This is a genomic window from Mesorhizobium sp. M8A.F.Ca.ET.161.01.1.1 (assembly GCF_004792105.1).
In the GTDB taxonomy this organism is placed as follows: domain Bacteria; phylum Pseudomonadota; class Alphaproteobacteria; order Rhizobiales; family Rhizobiaceae; genus Mesorhizobium.
Genome location: NZ_SRTD01000022.1, coordinates 20,606 through 35,388, shown reverse-complemented (window position 1 = coordinate 35,388; position 14,783 = coordinate 20,606). Strand labels below are relative to the sequence as shown.

The following is a 14,783-nucleotide window of genomic DNA, read 5'->3' as shown; positions in this document are numbered from 1 at the left end:
TTGTGCAGATCGCATTAGGGATGGTGTCGAGGCCCGGCTCACGCCGGGCCTCGTCCGCTTGGCAGGGGGGACCGAAGAATAGGACTTCCATTCCTATTCTCCGCCGCCAAGCGAATGGACATAAACTGCAAGTTCCTTGACCTTGATCTCGCCGAGACGGCCAACCCAGGCCGGCATGACGCCCTGTTTTGGCGCACGGACCTGTGCGGCGATGGCTGTCTCACCGGATCCATAGAGCCAGATCGCATCGGTCAGGTCGGGGGCGCCGAATTCCCTGTTGCCTTTTGCATTGTCGCCGTGACAGGCGACGCAGTTCTCGGCAAAGACCTTGGCGCCGGGTTGGATCAGACTTGCATCGCGGACCTTGCCGGAAAGGCTGGCCACGTAGGCGCTGACTTGTGCGATCTGGTCGGCGGTAATGATGTCGCCGAAGGCCGGCATTTCCGACAGGCGCGTGTCCGGATCGGATGCGAAGCGGATGCCGTGCGTAATCGTCTGCTGGATCTGCTCGGCCTTGCCGCCCCATAGCCAGTCGTCGTCGTTGAGATTGGGAAAGCCCTTGGAACCTTGGGCGCCGGAGCCGTGACATTGTACGCAATTGACCTTGAAAGCGGCGCCACCGGCGGCGATTGCGAATTCGCGCAGGCCGTCGTCCGCGGAGATCTCCGAGACGCTCTTGGACTCCACCGCCGAGATATATTTGCCCTTGGCGGCCTCAGCCGCAGTCAGCTCGTTCCTGACCTCGTTGCGGCTGGAATAGCCGAGCACACCCTTCGTCGCCGAGTGCAACAGAGGCCATGCTGGATAGGCGATGGTGTAGCCTATCGCCCAGACAATGGTGACGTAAAAGGTGATAACCCACCATCTGGGAAGCGGGTTGTTCAGCTCCCGGATGCCATCCCATTCGTGGCCGGTGGTCGAGACGCCAGAGATTTCATCGATATGCTCGTCGCTCATGATCACTCGTCCTCGAGCGGAATGCGGGCCGCTTCGTCGGCCAGCCTTCGGCTGCCGGGGCGTAGGGCAAAGGCGATGCACCCCACGAAGAACAGCGCCATCGCAACCAGGCCCCAGCTGTCGGCAAACGCCCGCATCAAATTGTAGGTCATCAGCGTTCTCCTCAGCGGTAGCCGGCGGCTTCGTCGTAATTTTTGAAGTCGACCAGTGTGCCAAGCATCTGCAGGTAGGCGAGCAGGGCATCCATTTCGGTGACCTGTTGCGGGTTGCCGTCGAAGTCGCCGATCTTGGCTTTTGGGTAACGCGCCTCAAGGCCTGATGTGTCGGCATTGGGATCGGCCTGCGCCGCCAGATCCGCATTGGCGTGGACGATCATGTCATCGGTGTAAGGGACGGCTACAAGCCTGTTGGCGACCAGATGCGTTGAGAAATCCTTCACGTCGATCGGCGTGTCTTTCAGGAACCCATAGCTCGGCATGATCGATTCCGGCACCACCGAGCGCGGGTCGGTAAGATGCGCGACATGCCATGCATTCGAGTAGCGGTCGCCAACTCTGGCGAGATCCGGCCCGGTGCGCTTCGATCCCCACTGGAAGGGGTGATCGTACATGGACTCGGCAGCTAGGCTGTAGTGGCCATAGCGCTCAACTTCGTCGCGGAACGGCCTGATCATCTGGCTATGACAGAGGTAGCAGCCCTCGCGCATATAGATGTTGCGCCCGACAAGTTCGAGCGGCGAATAGGGGCGCATGCCTTCCACCTTCTCGATCGTATTGTCGAGATAGAAGAGAGGCGCGATCTCGACGATGCCGCCGACCGTCACCACGAGCAGCGAGCCAACGAGAAGAAGCGTGGCGTTCTTCTCGATGATTGCGTGTTTGTCCATCAAGCCCATTACCTGGCTCCTGATCGCGCAGGTCGGATGGCGACGGGGCTCGGCATCGGCTCCTCCTCGCGCTGGTGGCCGAGGATGGTCCTGGTGATGTTCCAGGCCATGATCAGCGCGCCGGAGAGGTACATGGCCCCACCGATGGCGCGCATGACATAGTAGGGGTGCATGGCGGCGACGGTCTCGGCGAAGGAGTAGACCAGGAAGCCCTGCTCGTCGTATTCGCGCCACATCAGGCCCTGCATGACGCCGGATACCCACATCACCGCGGCGTAGACAACGATACCAAGTGTCGCCAGCCAGAAATGCCAGGTGACCAGCCGCAACGAGTAGAGCCGTTGCCGGTTCCAGAGCTTCGGCACCATGTAGTAGATTGCGCCGAACGAGATCATGCCAACCCAGCCGAGCGCGCCCGAATGGACGTGGCCGATCGTCCAGTCGGTATAATGCGACAGCGAATTGACCGCCCGGATCGCCATGATGGGGCCTTCGAAGGTCGACATGCCATAGAAGGCGACGGCCATCACCATCATGCGTATGATCGGATCGGTGCGCAGCTTGTCCCAGGCGCCGGACAGCGTCATCAGGCCGTTGATCATGCCGCCCCAGGACGGCATCCACAGCATGATCGAGAACACCATGCCGAGCGTCTGCGCCCAATCGGGCAAGGCGGTGTAGTGCAGGTGATGCGGCCCGGCCCAGATGTAGAGAAAGATGATCGCCCAGAAATGGACGATCGACAGCCGGTACGAATAGACTGGCCGGTTCGCCTGCTTGGGCACGAAATAATACATCATGCCGAGGAAGCCGGCGGTGAGAAAGAAGCCGACCGCGTTGTGGCCGTACCACCATTGCGTCAAGGCGTCCTGGACCCCTGAAAAGGCGGAGTAGCTCTTGGAGCCCAGGAACGAGACTGGTATGGACAGGTTGTTGACCACATGCAGCATCGCGATGGTGACGATGAACGACAGGTAGAACCAGTTGGCCACGTAGATATGCGGTTCCTTGCGCTTCAGGATCGTGCCAAGGAACAGAATGAGGTAGGCGACCCAGACGATGGTCAGCCAGACATCCACATACCATTCGGGTTCGGCGTACTCGCGGCCCTCGGTGATGCCGAGCAGGTAGCCGGTCGCGGCCATGACGATGAACAGCTGGTAGCCCCAGAAGACGAACCAGGCCAGATCACGGCCGAAGAGGCGGGCGCGGCAGGTGCGCTGCACGACATACAGAGACGTGCAAAGCAGCGCGTTGCCGCCGAAGGCGAAGACGACACCGGATGTGTGCAACGGCCGCAAACGACCGAAATTGAACCAGGGCTGGATGTTGAGATCGGGGTAGGCGAGCTGCAGCGCGATCACCACGCCGACCAGCATGCCGACGACACCCCAGAACACGGTGGCGATCGCGCCGTAGCGGATCGGACCATCCATGTAAGCGGATGGGTCAATCGGAGCTGCTGGCTTGAACTCCGTGTTGCGCAACAGGATCGCAGTGAAACCAGCCACTGCGAAGAACAACACCCACATGTGTCGGCGGAAAGGTTCATCCACGCCGAAGCCGGCGGCCACCAGGGCCGCAAAAGCGAACACGCTTAGAAGGACGATCTCTGTGCCGAATTTCATTGCAGATCCCGATCTCGAATCTGGTGGATGCCAAATCCGCAGCGCACTAATCGCGCAGCCGCCGCCCCCTCGCCCTGATCTATGTCAGGCCGCAAGATTTTGTGTCGGCGGCGCAATCAGCAGGTGGCGAATGAACGAGGAACGCAGCGCGGGCTCACCCCCCTCATGGAAGGCGTTCCCTGGGTTGGGCGGGCGCAGACGCGATCGCTGAGGCGAAAGCTGAGGCCCTGCGCGCGTTGGATGCTATTGCCGATGCCCTGCCAAACGTTGTTCGGATCCCATTGGAAACGAACGCGATCGTTCCGCCGAGCCGTGGCAGATTAAGGACCATGCTTCGCCGGTATGTGCCGAAACACACCTGGCGATTGGTCACGTTCCTATCAAAGCCCGAAAGCTGTTTGTCTCGACCGTGACGCCGCTTCGTCGAAGGCGCGGCAACATCGCATTAAAAGGCAAACACGGCCCGCCCCGGAGTCATGCGACATGGCCTCGCCGCTTAGGGCCGCTCGCGTCCGCCGCCACAGCGCTTCTCCAGACGGCTTATGCTGTCCACCGTCACATGGCGTGCGTTCTCAATCCGAATCACCCCGTCAGCCCGCAATCGCGTCAGTTGGCGGCTCACGGTCTCGTTGGTGATTCCAAGGAAATCAGACATTTCGACACGCGTCAGCGGCAGATCGAAGGACGCCGACCCGGAAGCCGCATCGAGACTGGAATCGATATTCCGGGCCATCATGAGGAGAAAAGTCGCTACCTTTTCCGGAGCTGTCTTGCGCCCCAGCGTCACCATCCACTCGCGCGCCTCATCGAGTTCATTCAGCGTCTGTTTGAGCAGGCGATGCTCGAATTCCCGTGACGCCTTCATCATCCGTTCGACGGCCGCTCGCGGAAACGAACACAGCGTGACTGCTGTTGCCGCTTCCGCATTGATCGAGCTTTCCACCTTGAAAGGACGTCCCAGAAAATCCGGTGCAAACTGGAGACCGACGATCTGCTGGCGCCCATCCGACAGGCTCTTTGATAGCTTTACAACGCCTGAAAGCACGTTGGAGTAGCTGTCGACGTTCTGTGCCTCGCCGGTCAACTCCATTCCTGACTCGATCCGGCGACGCGAGCAAGTCTTGGCGAGCCCAACCAAATTGTCTGGATCGAGCGCACCGCAGACACCGCGACGCCGTGCCTCGCAAGGGAAGCAAAGAACAGGAATGCCGGAACTATGAATGTCTTGCCGAAAGGTCATGCGTTCGCCTTACCCGATCCTAACTGCCGGCAGGATACCCATCCAGGGTAGAGAAATCCTGCGGCGGTTTGTCCATGAGCGCGGCTGATCGAGATCAGGGTCTGCTTCAGCGATGCGTGCAGTGTTCCGGCGGGCAACACGGTGAACGCGAGATGCAATCGGAAATAGCTGTCAAACTCAGCGAGAACGTCCCACGCTACACCAGCTATCCGACGGCGCCGCATTTCCATTCGGGGATCGATGCTGCCATTTACCGTGGCTGGTTGGAGACGCTGGAAAGCGGCGACGAAATCTCGCTGTACCTGCACATTCCTTACTGCGACAAGCTCTGCTGGTTCTGCGCCTGCCACACCAAGCAGACGCACCAATATGAGCCGGTGGCCGCTTATCTGCGCTCGCTGAATGCCGAAATCGTCACGATTGCCGGTCTGCTGAGCGGCAAGGCACATGTCCGTGCAATCCACTTCGGTGGCGGTTCGCCAACTATTCTGAGGCCCGATGATATGGTTGCTCTTGGAGCGGCCTTGCGGGACAGCTTCGACTTTCTCCCGGATGCTACGGTCAGCATCGAAATCGAAACCAACGACATGGACAAGGCGCGCCTTGATGCACTTGCTCAAATCGGCGTAACCCGGGCGAGCCTCGGCGTGCAGGATTTCGATCCGCAAGTGCAAAAAGCAATTAATCGTGAGCAGAGTTTTTTGCAGACCAAGGCAGTCGTCGACGGGGTTCGTTCGCGGGGCGTCGAATCGGTCAATCTGGACCTGCTCTACGGGCTCCCGAATCAGACACGCGAGACGATCTGTTCCACGGTGGCGCAGGCACTGACCTTGGAGCCAGACCGGATGGCCCTGTTCGGCTACGCACATGTGCCCTGGTTCAAGAAGCATCAGACGATGATCGACGAGGCATGGCTGCCGAGTCCCACTGAGCGTTTCGCCCAATCTCAACTCGCGGCGCGGGCAATTGTCGCCAAGGGATATGAGGCAATAGGACTCGATCATTTCGCGAAGCCCGACGATGCGCTGGCCATAGCGGCCCGCGCAGGGGTTTTGCATCGCAATTTTCAGGGCTACACTGAGGATCGCTGCCCGACACTGATCGGACTTGGCCCTTCGTCCATCGGTCGTTTTCGCCAAGGCTACGTGCAAAACATGGCTTCGACTGCCGGGTACGGGCGCATGGTTGCGGATGGCGGGTTGGCTGCCGTCCGCGGCGTTGCCCTTTCCGACGACGATCGCGTCCGTGGCTGGATCATCGAGCGGCTGATGTGTGATTTTGCCTTCTCGGCAGTCGATCTGGTGGAGCGGTTCGGCAAAGCCGGCGAGCAGCTCCTTCATCGCTCGAGGTCCATCGCACTCCACGATCCTGCCCGAGCGCTTGAATTCGATGGTGACAGTTTCCTCGTACGGACTGAAAGTCGCCCCTTCATTCGAACCATCGCGGCCAAGTTCGATACATATTTCAAAGGGGGAACGGCGAGGCACTCGGTGGCGGTCTGAGCAAAGCACAGTGCGCTCGCCGTTTGGTCGATCGGCGAACCAGCTGCGTTCGTTTTGACCGCTCATAGGCGACTACCGCATCAAATCGAAAATGCAAACTTAGGCTGTTGCGCGGTATCTCCTTCCACATCCTCTCTTGCGCATACCTACATTCCAAGGGGTTTGATCCTATGCTTCGCGAGGAGCAGGTAGGTCGCGACAGCTAGGCAATGTTCCAGCTGCCCTAGCGGAGGAGTCACGATTTTCCGGCAAGCTCCGTCGGCAGACGTTCTTTTCTGGCCCTGGCAAAGGCTCGGTCGCCTTCCAGAAACGCCGCCAGCATGAAAGGGATGAGTTCTGCCACGGTTTCAGACTGACCATAGGTCTGACGGTAAAGTGCAGCATACTCCTTGAGTGTTTGGCTCAGCTCCGCGCTGACGGTAATGGTGATCTTCGAAGCTGTTCGGTCCGGAAGTTTTCCAAGTTTCAGGTCAGCCATGATAACTCCTGCTCAACTGGCGTATGGCCGCAGCACGATGTCCTTGTGCACGATGACGCGCAGTGGCCAACCTGGGCGGACGACGATGGTGGGCTGGATATTGAGGTTTTTTTCGGTGATGCGCTGGCCGGCTCGACTGGCGTTCTGCTGGGCTGATTCCCGGATCGCCTTGACCAGATCGCTCTCGTTTTCGCCGAGGCTGAATTCTGTGCCGACACCGAGCAATGTGGCAAGCGCCACTCCCTTGATCATCTGCCAAGTGTGGAAATCGACTTTGTCTTCCAGCCCTGCGTAGCCGGCGGTGTCGCTCGCGGGCAGATTGTCGATTTCGGCCGACGAGCCGTCGGGCAGCAGAATGCGCTGCCAGACCAGCAGCGCTCGCTTTTGCCCGAACGCGACGACGCTGTCGTAGACGCCGATAAGACGTGAGCCCTGCGGAATCAGCAATATGTTGCCCGTGACCGTGTCGTGCACATTTTCGGTGACTTGCGCGACGACAAGGCCCGGCAAATCGGAATTGATGCCGGTGATCAGGCTGGCGGCAATCACGCTGCCAGCCATCAGTTGATATGGCGAGATCGGCGTCTGAAGCGCATGCGGATTGTAGATCCCGCCAGTGCTCCGCTGGCTGAGAAAATCAAGCTTTCGCTGCTGATTGTTCTGGTCGCCTTCCGCCGCCGCCACCGAGGCTGACGCGCGTCCTGCTTCGGATTGGGGAAGCGCCTCAAATGGATGCTGAGCAGTTTGCACGCTCTCTCCGACATCTGTCTGTTGAGCTCGATTTTCGACGCGGAAAAGCACCCGCGATTCACGCGCTTCGATCGCCTGCTGCGCTAGACGCTGCTCCTCGGCCGAGATGTCTTGGCCCGGCACGATGCCGAGCTGGCGCTGCCGCTCGAGGATGGGGCGGCCGAGGTCGCCCGGCAAAGGTAGCCCAAGGACGGGAGGCTTTGGCTTCATGCCGGAATAGTCATGGGGAAGCGTATCGAGTCCCTCGGCGGTTGGTTTGCGCTCAGTGTTGTAGAGATCTTCCGCCTGATCCCTGATGCGAAGGGCCGGCCCCTGGAGGGCGATCATGGTAACGCCGAAGACAGCGCCGGATCCGAGCGCTGCGATAGCGATGATCACACCGCGCCTGAACCGCACCACGCGGCGGGGAGAGGCCCGAAGCTGCAGTTCCTCGGGATCCAGTTTCGGCGGGATGCCAGAGCGGGAATTTTCGATCATGAGCCCTCACCTCGCCGGCTGCCGCGAAAGAGCGAGATCCGCCGTTGCGGTTGCCTGCCGTCAATCCTGCTGATGCGGATCACCTGCTGCCGCTTGGTGCCGAGGCGAAGTTCGGCCGCGGCGAAGAGCCGATCGACGATGTAATAGTTGCCGCGCACGCGATAGTTGACGAGCTCGCTGCTCCCATCTGCGCCGACGATGAAGAGTGGTGGCGCCTCGCCCTGATCTATGCGACGAGGGAACTCAATATAGACCTTGCTGCCGTCGTCGAAGGCTCGCGTCGGTCTCCAGGGCGGTGTGTCGCCACTGATTGAGTAGCGAAAGCGAAGGTTTTCGAGCGCGATGTTCGACGCGACCGGTGTAACTGCCTCGGCTTGAGCATTGCGCTGGCGAAGCGCGATGATCTGGTCTTGGCTGTAGGTCCAGGAGATTGCCGCCATTGCGGTCTTCTCGGTGCTTTGAAGCTGCAAATGATAGGTCCGCCGGTCCGTCGTAATGACGACATTGGTGGCAAGACCCGGCGCGAAGGGTTTTACCAGAACATGGGTGCGCTGATTGTCACCGGTGCCGCTTGCGGTATCGCCAATGACCCAGCGCACGGTGTCGCCAGCCGACACGGCGGTTAGTTTCTCGCCCGGCTGCAGAGCGATGTCGGTCACGCGCTCCGGCGCGGCATAGAGTTGATAAAGCGCGCCATCGGTGAAGGGGTAGACTTGCACTGCATTAACATACCCGTACTTGGTGGGTTGCTGGGTCGCGGCTTTGTTGGCATCAGCGACGCGTTCTTCAGGAGGGCGCTTGTCCTCGGCCTTGCCGGGCTCGGGCTGCATTTGGCCAGGCAGCGGCAGTGGTTTTGGCACCTCGACAATTCTAATCGGCCTCTCCGGCGCTTTTTCGATCGCGGCCGGTTTGAAGTCGGCAGCGTCATAGGAAATCTCAGGCGGCGGCACCTTCTTCGATGCACAAGCGGAAACGACCGCTGCCGACACCGATAGGATCAGCACGGCACGAATCGGTGACATTTTACCTTTCATTGGTGGACTCCGTCGGAGAAAGGGGGGCTGGGACGGCGCTGTCGAGCTCGCGTGACCAGTCAATGGCATTGATGAAGACGCCGAGCGGATTCTTGCGCAGCTGATCCGTATTGCTTGGCGAGCGGATCACGATCGTGAGGATCGCAGTCCAGCGCATCGTGCTGGCAAGGCTTCCGCGCTCAAACACCTGCTCGGTCCATTTGACCTGGAATGAACTTTCGGAGGCTCTGACCACGCTGGTGACCTGTACCGAAACACTGCGCGTTCCGATCTGACCGAAGGGGTCGTTCGCCTTGGCGTATTCGTTGAGGAAGAGCGCTGCGCGATCGCTAGCAAAGTCGTACGCTGCCAACCAGTTCTGCCGAACCAAAACCGGATCGGTGGAAACGGAACGGACATTCTGGATGAAGCGGCCGAGATGCCAGGCGATCTGAGCATCCGAGGGCTCATAATTCCGGACCGCCGGCGCGACGGCGCGCGTCTCGCCGAAGCCATCGACCTCGACGACATAAGGCACGACACGGCTTTGCATCGACTGCCATACGAGTCCGCCGGAAAGCCCGGTCGCCAAGGCCAGGCAGCCAAGGGCCATGATCCGCCAGTTCCTGGCCTGCAGTCGAGATGAGCCGATGCGCTCGTCCCACAGTTGGGCGGCTTTTTGATACGGCGTGACCGGTTCGGGTGTTTTGCCGTAACGGTGCACGGGTCGCTTGAAGAGCATCTAGTCATCCTTGTCGTTGAGAGAGGGGTTGGCGCTGCCTCCCGGCCGGTCTCCGTCTCGGACAGCTTGCATGGCAGCGTGGCGATTTGCCCGGGCGGTCTGTTCAGAACGTAGGCGCCTTGCCCACGTCGGCGCCGAAACAGTGGCCGAACCGGCAGAGCGTTCGGTCATTGACGCTGTCGGCGCGCCGCCGGTCGCGGTCCACGCGGCATCGCGCCCGGCATCGGCGTTGCGCCCAACACTTGCAGTGGCGGATCGCGCTATGCGTATAGCGGCGCCGCCAGCTGCACTGGTTACACCATGCATTCCAGCAGCCACACCGGAGAGGCCAGCGTCGGGCGAGGTTGCGCGCCCGATCTGCCATGACGTGGAAGCAGCCGATCCCATTGTTGTGCCGGCTCGGATGGCGGCGAGACCGCCGCTGGTTGCCATACGCGCGCCAGCAAATGCTGTGCCTCCAGCAACGAGTGATACACCCGCTGCCGCCGCGGTCGTGCCGAGGGCGGCGCCCGCCCCAAGCTGCGGTGCGCCTGAGACAAGACCCGACGCGATCCCCGGCCCAAAAATGCCAAGGCCAAGCAGTGCCAGTGCGCCCAGTACCTGGGACATGGCACCGGCAAGATCCGGCTCCTTGCCTTGCAATGCGGAAGCGAACTCCCCGAAGAGCGTGGAGCCGATACCGACAATGACGGCGAGCACCATCACCTTGATGCCTGACGAGATAACATGGCCGAGCACGCGTTCGGCCAGGAACGCTGAACGGTTCCAAAGTGCGAATGGAACCAAAACAAAACCTGCCAGCGTGGTGAGCTTGAACTCTAGGATGGTGATGAAAAGCTGGATGGAAAGGATGAAGAAGGCGATGATAACCAGGAACCAGGCCATCAGCAGCACGAAGATGGTCAGTGCGTTGCCGAAGATTTCCGGGAAGCCCAGGAGCTGACTGGCTTGGTCAAGCATTGGCCAAGCACCTTCGAAACCGGTCGCGGCAATGCGGCCCGGGCGCAAGAGATTGTCTGCCGACAGATTGCCGGCCGACGCCTTAATCCCGAGACCGGCAAAAGAACGATAAACGATATCGGCGAGGTTCTTGAAATTGTTCAGAATGAAGGCGAAGACGCCAACATAGAGCACCTTGCGGACAAGCCGGCCGAGAACGCTGGTTTCGTCGCCGAGCGCCCACGCCAGGCCGGCAAGTGTGATGTCAATGCCGATCAGAATGGTAGTGAGGAAGGCGAGGTCGCCCGATAGCAGACCGAACCCGCTGTCGATGTAGCGGATGAAGGTCTCCATGAAGCGATCGATGACGCCAAGGTCGTTCATGCCGCTGCCTTTCTCGTCGTGATGAACTCGTGATTAATTGCCGGGATAAGCCGAGCCGGTACCCAAGAACCGCTTCGTCATCTCGCGGGCGGCTTCGTCTGACTGGGCCTTGCGGGCGGCATCCTCGGCCTCAGCTCGAAACTGCGTTGCGAGCAGCGTCTGGATCTGCATCTGCTGTTTTGTCGAAAGCGCCATCAGCTGGTTGGTGGCCTGGCTTGCCTGAAGCGCACCGGCCGCCCCTTGGCTGCGGTTGACGAGATCGGCGAGCAGATCGCCGTCGGCGCGGACGTTCTCGACGATTTGCGACTGGACACCCATGGTCTGGCGGAACGCCTGCATGGCGGTTTGCCAACGCTCCCGCGCAGCACTCGCCACATCGCTGACTTTGATCGTGGCGTCGTAGCTTTCCGGATATTGGCTGCGCCACTGGTCTTGAAGCTTGCCCAGATCAAAGCTGAGGCCACTCGCCTGGTCCATCAAGCCGTCGATGCGATGGAGCGAACCGGTGAGTTGGCCAACGGAAGAGAAATCCAGACGCTGAAGATTGCGCGCCATGTTCTGCAGCATGGTCGCCTGATTCTGCAGCGACTGGATTTGGTTGTTGATCTGCTCCAATGCGCGCGCGGCCGTCAGCACGTTCTGCGCATAATTGGACGGATCGAACACGATAAGGGCGTACGCGGGCTGCACATAGTCGGCCATAGGCTTGGCGATCAGGGAAACGGTGATCAGGCCGGAGAGAAGGCGTCGCCGCATCATGAGAATTGCTCCTTGTCTGGTTGAGGGAATTGCTTGAGAAGTTCGCCGGCCCAATCGAGGCCGCGCGCGATCAGGAACTGCGAGGCAAAGCTGCCTTGCCCGTCTTCGGACATGATCCTGTCGATCAGAGTCTGCGTGGCCGGATCGGAAGCACCGCAAAGCGCAAGAGCGATGGGGCCAAGCTCGAGCTCGAACAGACGGTTGCCGCGGCGCGATTGCAGATAATACTGACGCTTCGGCGTGGCGCGGGCGATCAATTCGATCTGCCGCTCGCTTAAACCGAAGCGCTCGTAGGCTGTGCGCGCCTGGGGTTCCACGGCACGATCATTGGGAAGGAAAATGCGCTGCGGGCAGCTTTCGATGATTGCCGGCGCTATGCCAGAGCCCGCGATATCAGCCAGCGACTGCGTAGCGAAGACAACCGACACGTTCTTCTTTCGCAGCACCTTCAGCCATTCGCGGATGCGGGCGGCGAACAGCGGATTGTCGAGATAGACCCACGCCTCGTCGAGCATGATCAGCGTGGGCCGTCCGTCGAACCGTTCCTCAAGTCGCTGGAACAGATAGGTAAGCACCGGCAGCAAAGCGCCTTGGCTGTGCATTAACTCCTCGGTCTCGAAACACTGCACATCCGACAAGGCCAGCCCATCATGATCGGCATCGAGCAGGCGGCCGAAGGGACCGTCGAGCGTGTAGGGCATCAATGCGGTCTTCAGCGCATTGGATTGAAGCAGGACCGAAAGACCGGTCAGTGTGCGTTCCTGCGCCGGCGCGGTGGCAAGGCTGGCCAGCGCTGACCAAATAGCCTCCTTCACCTCCGGCGTGACGGTGACGTTCTCGTGGGCAACAAGGCTGGCGATCCATTCGGCCGCCCAGCTTCGGCTAGCCTGGTCGTTGATGCTGCGCAGTGGCTGAAAGGCAAGGGAACCGTCCGCTCCTAGCGCGTGGTGTTCTCCACCCATGGCAAGTGTTGCAGCACGGGCCGAATTGCCTTTGTCGAAGACATAAACCTGGGCGCCGGCATAGCGCCTGAACTGCAGAGCAATCAGAGCAAGCAGAACCGACTTGCCGGCGCCGGTCGGACCAACAACCAGCATGTGGCCGACATCTTCGACGTGGGTGGAAAGCCGAAACGGTGTCGACCCACTGGTCTCGGCAACGAAAAGCGGTGGCGCTTCGGTTTGGGTGACTTTCGCGAGATGCTCGTTTGTCGCAGGACCGGCCCAAACCGACGACAGCGGCATGAGATGGGCAAGGTTCAATGTATGAACGAGCGGTTGGCGAACGTTAGCGTAGACATGGCCAGGCAATGAGCCGAGCCAAGCCTCGACCGCATTGACGCCTTCTCGGATCGTGGTGAAGCCGAGCCCATTGATGATGCGCTCGACCGCGCGAAGCTTCTCTGCAGCGGCTTGGCGATCCTCGCCCCACACCGTCACGGTGGTGGTGAGATAGCCGAAACTCACATGATCACCGCCCAATGCCTGAAGGGCTTCGTCGGCATCGAGCGCCTTGTTGTCGGCATCGTTATCGACAAGCGGGACCGGCTCGTTGGTAATGACCTCGCGTAGGATTGCCACGATCGATTTGCGCTTGGCAAACCACTGCCGGCGCAATCGCGTCAGCGTCTTCGTGGCTTCCGTTTTCTCGAGCGGAATGAAGCGCGTCATCCAGCGATAGGCGAAATCCTGATGATTGAGGGTATCGAGGATTCCGGGCCGGGTGAGGTTCGGAAAGCCGAGGATGGTCAGTGTGCGAAGATGCTGCTCACCCAGCATCGGCTCCAGGCCACCGGTAAGCGGCGCATCGACCAGGATTGCATCCAGATATATCGGCGTTTCCGGGGCCATGATAGGATGGCGACGAGGCGAAATCGTGCCGTGGAGGTAGGTCAACGTCTGAGCATCATCGAGGACGCGTACTTCGGACATGAAACCCGAGAAGAGATCGAGCACGCGGTTGGTCTCGTCACGGAACCTCGCCAGATCCTGGCGCCAGTCTCTTTCTCCTCGGGAATAATGAGAGTCGACGAGCGCGCTTTCTGCGCGCGCCTGGGCGTCCGGCGGTGGCATAAACACCAAGGTCAGATGATAGCGGCTCTCGTAGTGCGCTACCTTCCCCTCGAAAGCAGCGCGGCGTTCTTCGTCGACCAGCCACGACGCGGCGTCAGGAAAATGCGAGTTCGGATAGCCCAGCGCTTCTGTGCGCTCGGCCTCAAAGAACAATGCCCAGCCAGAGCCAAGGCGTCTGAGAGCATTGTTCGCCCGGGCGCAAATGCCGACGAGTTCAGCCTCCGTCGCACTTTCGAGATCCGGGCCGCGGAACCGCAACGTCCGCTGAAAGCTGCCGTCCTTGTTGAGCACGATGCCGGGCGCCACCAAGGCAGCCCAGGGTAGATGGTCGGCAAGCCGGTCGGCTTTGCTTCGATATTCCGAAAGGTTCAGCATGCAAGCCACCCCTTCAGACGTAGGTGGCGCACAAGCACGCTGGCGAAGTCCGGATCGCGTCTTGCGGCAAACACCGCTAACGAGTGGCCTGCGATCCAAAGCACCAGACCAGCAATCCATTGCTGCAAGCCGAAGCCAATGGCCGCGGCCACTGTACCGTTGAGGATCGCCACCGCGCGCGGAGCCCCGCCGAGCAGGATCGGCTCGGTCAGCGCCCGGTGGACCGGTACTGCGAAGCCCTCGATATGCTGCTCCCCGGCGGCCATCAGACGAGCGCCCCACCACCGAAGGAGAAGAAGGAGAGGAAGAAGCTCGATGCCGCGAAGGCGATTGACAGACCGAAGACGATCTGAATCAGGCGCCGAAAACCACCGGCGGTGTCGCCGAAGGCAAGCGTCAGGCCGGTGGTGATAATGATGATCACCGCAACGATCTTGGCGACCGGTCCCTGCACGGACTCCAGGATCTGCTGCAGCGGCTGCTCCCACGGCATGCCGGAGCCGGCGGCATAAACCGGGGCCGTGTTAAGAAACGCGAGCGCTGTGGACGAAAGAAAGCGAAGCTTCTTGCGCATGAGGAAG

The 14,783-nt window shown here is 60.5% G+C and carries 15 protein-coding genes; 1 reads left to right on the top strand and 14 read right to left on the bottom strand.

Features of this window, described 5'->3' with window-relative positions; genetic code table 11:
* Window positions 1-93: 93 nt before the first annotated feature.
* The 5 genes from ccoP to EN804_RS31080 form a co-directional block, all read right to left on the bottom strand.
* Window positions 94-957 (bottom strand): cytochrome-c oxidase, cbb3-type subunit III, encoded by an 864-nt coding sequence (gene ccoP, locus EN804_RS31100; protein ID WP_126057790.1) that lies wholly within the window; start codon window positions 955-957, stop codon window positions 94-96.
* A gap of 2 nt (window positions 958-959) precedes the next feature.
* The gene (locus tag EN804_RS31095) at window positions 960-1,109 is read right to left on the bottom strand and encodes a cbb3-type cytochrome c oxidase subunit 3 (protein WP_024502864.1); all 150 of its coding nucleotides are present in this window, start codon (window positions 1,107-1,109) and stop codon (window positions 960-962) included.
* 11 nt (window positions 1,110-1,120) lie between these two features.
* Window positions 1,121-1,852: a cytochrome-c oxidase, cbb3-type subunit II gene (gene ccoO / locus EN804_RS31090; protein ID WP_126057789.1), complete on the bottom strand. Its 732-nt coding sequence runs from the start codon at window positions 1,850-1,852 to the stop codon at window positions 1,121-1,123.
* Complete coding sequence (gene ccoN / locus EN804_RS31085; protein ID WP_126057788.1) at window positions 1,852-3,471, bottom strand: cytochrome-c oxidase, cbb3-type subunit I; 1,620 nt, start codon at window positions 3,469-3,471, stop codon at window positions 1,852-1,854. Before ccoN ends, ccoO begins: the two co-directional genes overlap by 1 nt.
* A 496-nt stretch (window positions 3,472-3,967) precedes the next feature.
* The gene (locus tag EN804_RS31080; protein WP_126057787.1) at window positions 3,968-4,711 is read right to left on the bottom strand and encodes a Crp/Fnr family transcriptional regulator; all 744 of its coding nucleotides are present in this window, start codon (window positions 4,709-4,711) and stop codon (window positions 3,968-3,970) included.
* 152 nt (window positions 4,712-4,863) lie between these two features.
* Between EN804_RS31080 and hemN the strand changes: the two genes are divergently transcribed.
* Window positions 4,864-6,213, top strand: a complete 1,350-nt coding sequence (gene hemN / locus EN804_RS31075) for an oxygen-independent coproporphyrinogen III oxidase (protein ID WP_126059321.1) — start codon at window positions 4,864-4,866, stop codon at window positions 6,211-6,213.
* Between the two features lie 235 nt (window positions 6,214-6,448).
* On the opposite strand, the gene EN804_RS31070 is transcribed toward hemN, so the two are convergent.
* From EN804_RS31070 to EN804_RS31030, 9 genes are read right to left on the bottom strand one after another with little or no spacing between them, the layout of a single operon-like run.
* Entirely contained in the window at window positions 6,449-6,691 is a 243-nt protein-coding gene (locus tag EN804_RS31070; RefSeq protein WP_126057786.1) for a DUF2274 domain-containing protein, read from the bottom strand.
* 12 nt (window positions 6,692-6,703) lie between these two features.
* Window positions 6,704-7,918 carry a TrbI/VirB10 family protein gene (locus EN804_RS31065; protein ID WP_126057785.1) on the bottom strand — a complete coding sequence of 405 codons (1,215 nt, stop codon included), beginning with the start codon at window positions 7,916-7,918 and terminating at the stop codon, window positions 6,704-6,706.
* Window positions 7,915-8,940: a P-type conjugative transfer protein TrbG gene (gene trbG / locus EN804_RS31060; RefSeq protein WP_127232321.1), complete on the bottom strand. Its 1,026-nt coding sequence runs from the start codon at window positions 8,938-8,940 to the stop codon at window positions 7,915-7,917. The genes EN804_RS31065 and trbG overlap by 4 nt, the downstream gene beginning before the upstream one ends.
* 1 nt (window position 8,941) lies before the next feature.
* Window positions 8,942-9,673: a conjugal transfer protein TrbF gene (gene trbF / locus EN804_RS31055; RefSeq protein WP_126063930.1), complete on the bottom strand. Its 732-nt coding sequence runs from the start codon at window positions 9,671-9,673 to the stop codon at window positions 8,942-8,944.
* Entirely contained in the window at window positions 9,674-10,996 is a 1,323-nt protein-coding gene (trbL, locus tag EN804_RS31050; RefSeq protein ID WP_126057783.1) for a P-type conjugative transfer protein TrbL, read from the bottom strand. It abuts the gene before it with no gap.
* Between the two features lie 33 nt (window positions 10,997-11,029).
* On the bottom strand, window positions 11,030-11,755 hold the full coding sequence (gene trbJ, locus EN804_RS31045) for a P-type conjugative transfer protein TrbJ (RefSeq protein ID WP_024502854.1): 726 nt from the start codon (window positions 11,753-11,755) through the stop codon (window positions 11,030-11,032).
* A complete protein-coding gene (gene trbE / locus EN804_RS31040; protein WP_126057782.1) occupies window positions 11,752-14,202 on the bottom strand; it encodes a conjugal transfer protein TrbE in 2,451 nt (816 codons plus the stop codon). Before trbE ends, trbJ begins: the two co-directional genes overlap by 4 nt.
* Window positions 14,196-14,468, bottom strand: coding sequence for a VirB3 family type IV secretion system protein (locus EN804_RS31035; RefSeq protein ID WP_024502852.1), 273 nt, complete (start codon window positions 14,466-14,468; stop codon window positions 14,196-14,198). Before EN804_RS31035 ends, trbE begins: the two co-directional genes overlap by 7 nt.
* Window positions 14,468-14,776 carry a TrbC/VirB2 family protein gene (locus EN804_RS31030; protein ID WP_126057781.1) on the bottom strand — a complete coding sequence of 103 codons (309 nt, stop codon included), beginning with the start codon at window positions 14,774-14,776 and terminating at the stop codon, window positions 14,468-14,470. Before EN804_RS31030 ends, EN804_RS31035 begins: the two co-directional genes overlap by 1 nt.
* Window positions 14,777-14,783 lie beyond the last annotated feature (7 nt).

Bases quoted from the DNA above. Each gene is read 5' to 3' on its own strand.
- ccoP (WP_126057790.1), bottom strand. From the start codon at position 957: ATGAGCGACGAGCATATCGATGAAATCTCTGGCGTCTCGACCACCGGC.
- EN804_RS31095 (WP_024502864.1), bottom strand. From the start codon at position 1,109: ATGACCTACAATTTGATGCGGGCGTTTGCCGACAGCTGGGGCCTGGTT.
- ccoO (WP_126057789.1), bottom strand. From the start codon at position 1,852: ATGGGCTTGATGGACAAACACGCAATCATCGAGAAGAACGCCACGCTT.
- ccoN (WP_126057788.1), bottom strand. From the start codon at position 3,471: ATGAAATTCGGCACAGAGATCGTCCTTCTAAGCGTGTTCGCTTTTGCG.
- EN804_RS31080 (WP_126057787.1), bottom strand. From the start codon at position 4,711: ATGACCTTTCGGCAAGACATTCATAGTTCCGGCATTCCTGTTCTTTGC.
- hemN (WP_126059321.1), top strand. From the start codon at position 4,864: ATGCAATCGGAAATAGCTGTCAAACTCAGCGAGAACGTCCCACGCTAC.
- EN804_RS31070 (WP_126057786.1), bottom strand. From the start codon at position 6,691: ATGGCTGACCTGAAACTTGGAAAACTTCCGGACCGAACAGCTTCGAAG.
- EN804_RS31065 (WP_126057785.1), bottom strand. From the start codon at position 7,918: ATGATCGAAAATTCCCGCTCTGGCATCCCGCCGAAACTGGATCCCGAG.
- trbG (WP_127232321.1), bottom strand. From the start codon at position 8,940: ATGTCACCGATTCGTGCCGTGCTGATCCTATCGGTGTCGGCAGCGGTC.
- trbF (WP_126063930.1), bottom strand. From the start codon at position 9,673: ATGCTCTTCAAGCGACCCGTGCACCGTTACGGCAAAACACCCGAACCG.
- trbL (WP_126057783.1), bottom strand. From the start codon at position 10,996: ATGAACGACCTTGGCGTCATCGATCGCTTCATGGAGACCTTCATCCGC.
- trbJ (WP_024502854.1), bottom strand. From the start codon at position 11,755: ATGATGCGGCGACGCCTTCTCTCCGGCCTGATCACCGTTTCCCTGATC.
- trbE (WP_126057782.1), bottom strand. From the start codon at position 14,202: ATGCTGAACCTTTCGGAATATCGAAGCAAAGCCGACCGGCTTGCCGAC.
- EN804_RS31035 (WP_024502852.1), bottom strand. From the start codon at position 14,468: ATGGCCGCCGGGGAGCAGCATATCGAGGGCTTCGCAGTACCGGTCCAC.
- EN804_RS31030 (WP_126057781.1), bottom strand. From the start codon at position 14,776: ATGCGCAAGAAGCTTCGCTTTCTTTCGTCCACAGCGCTCGCGTTTCTT.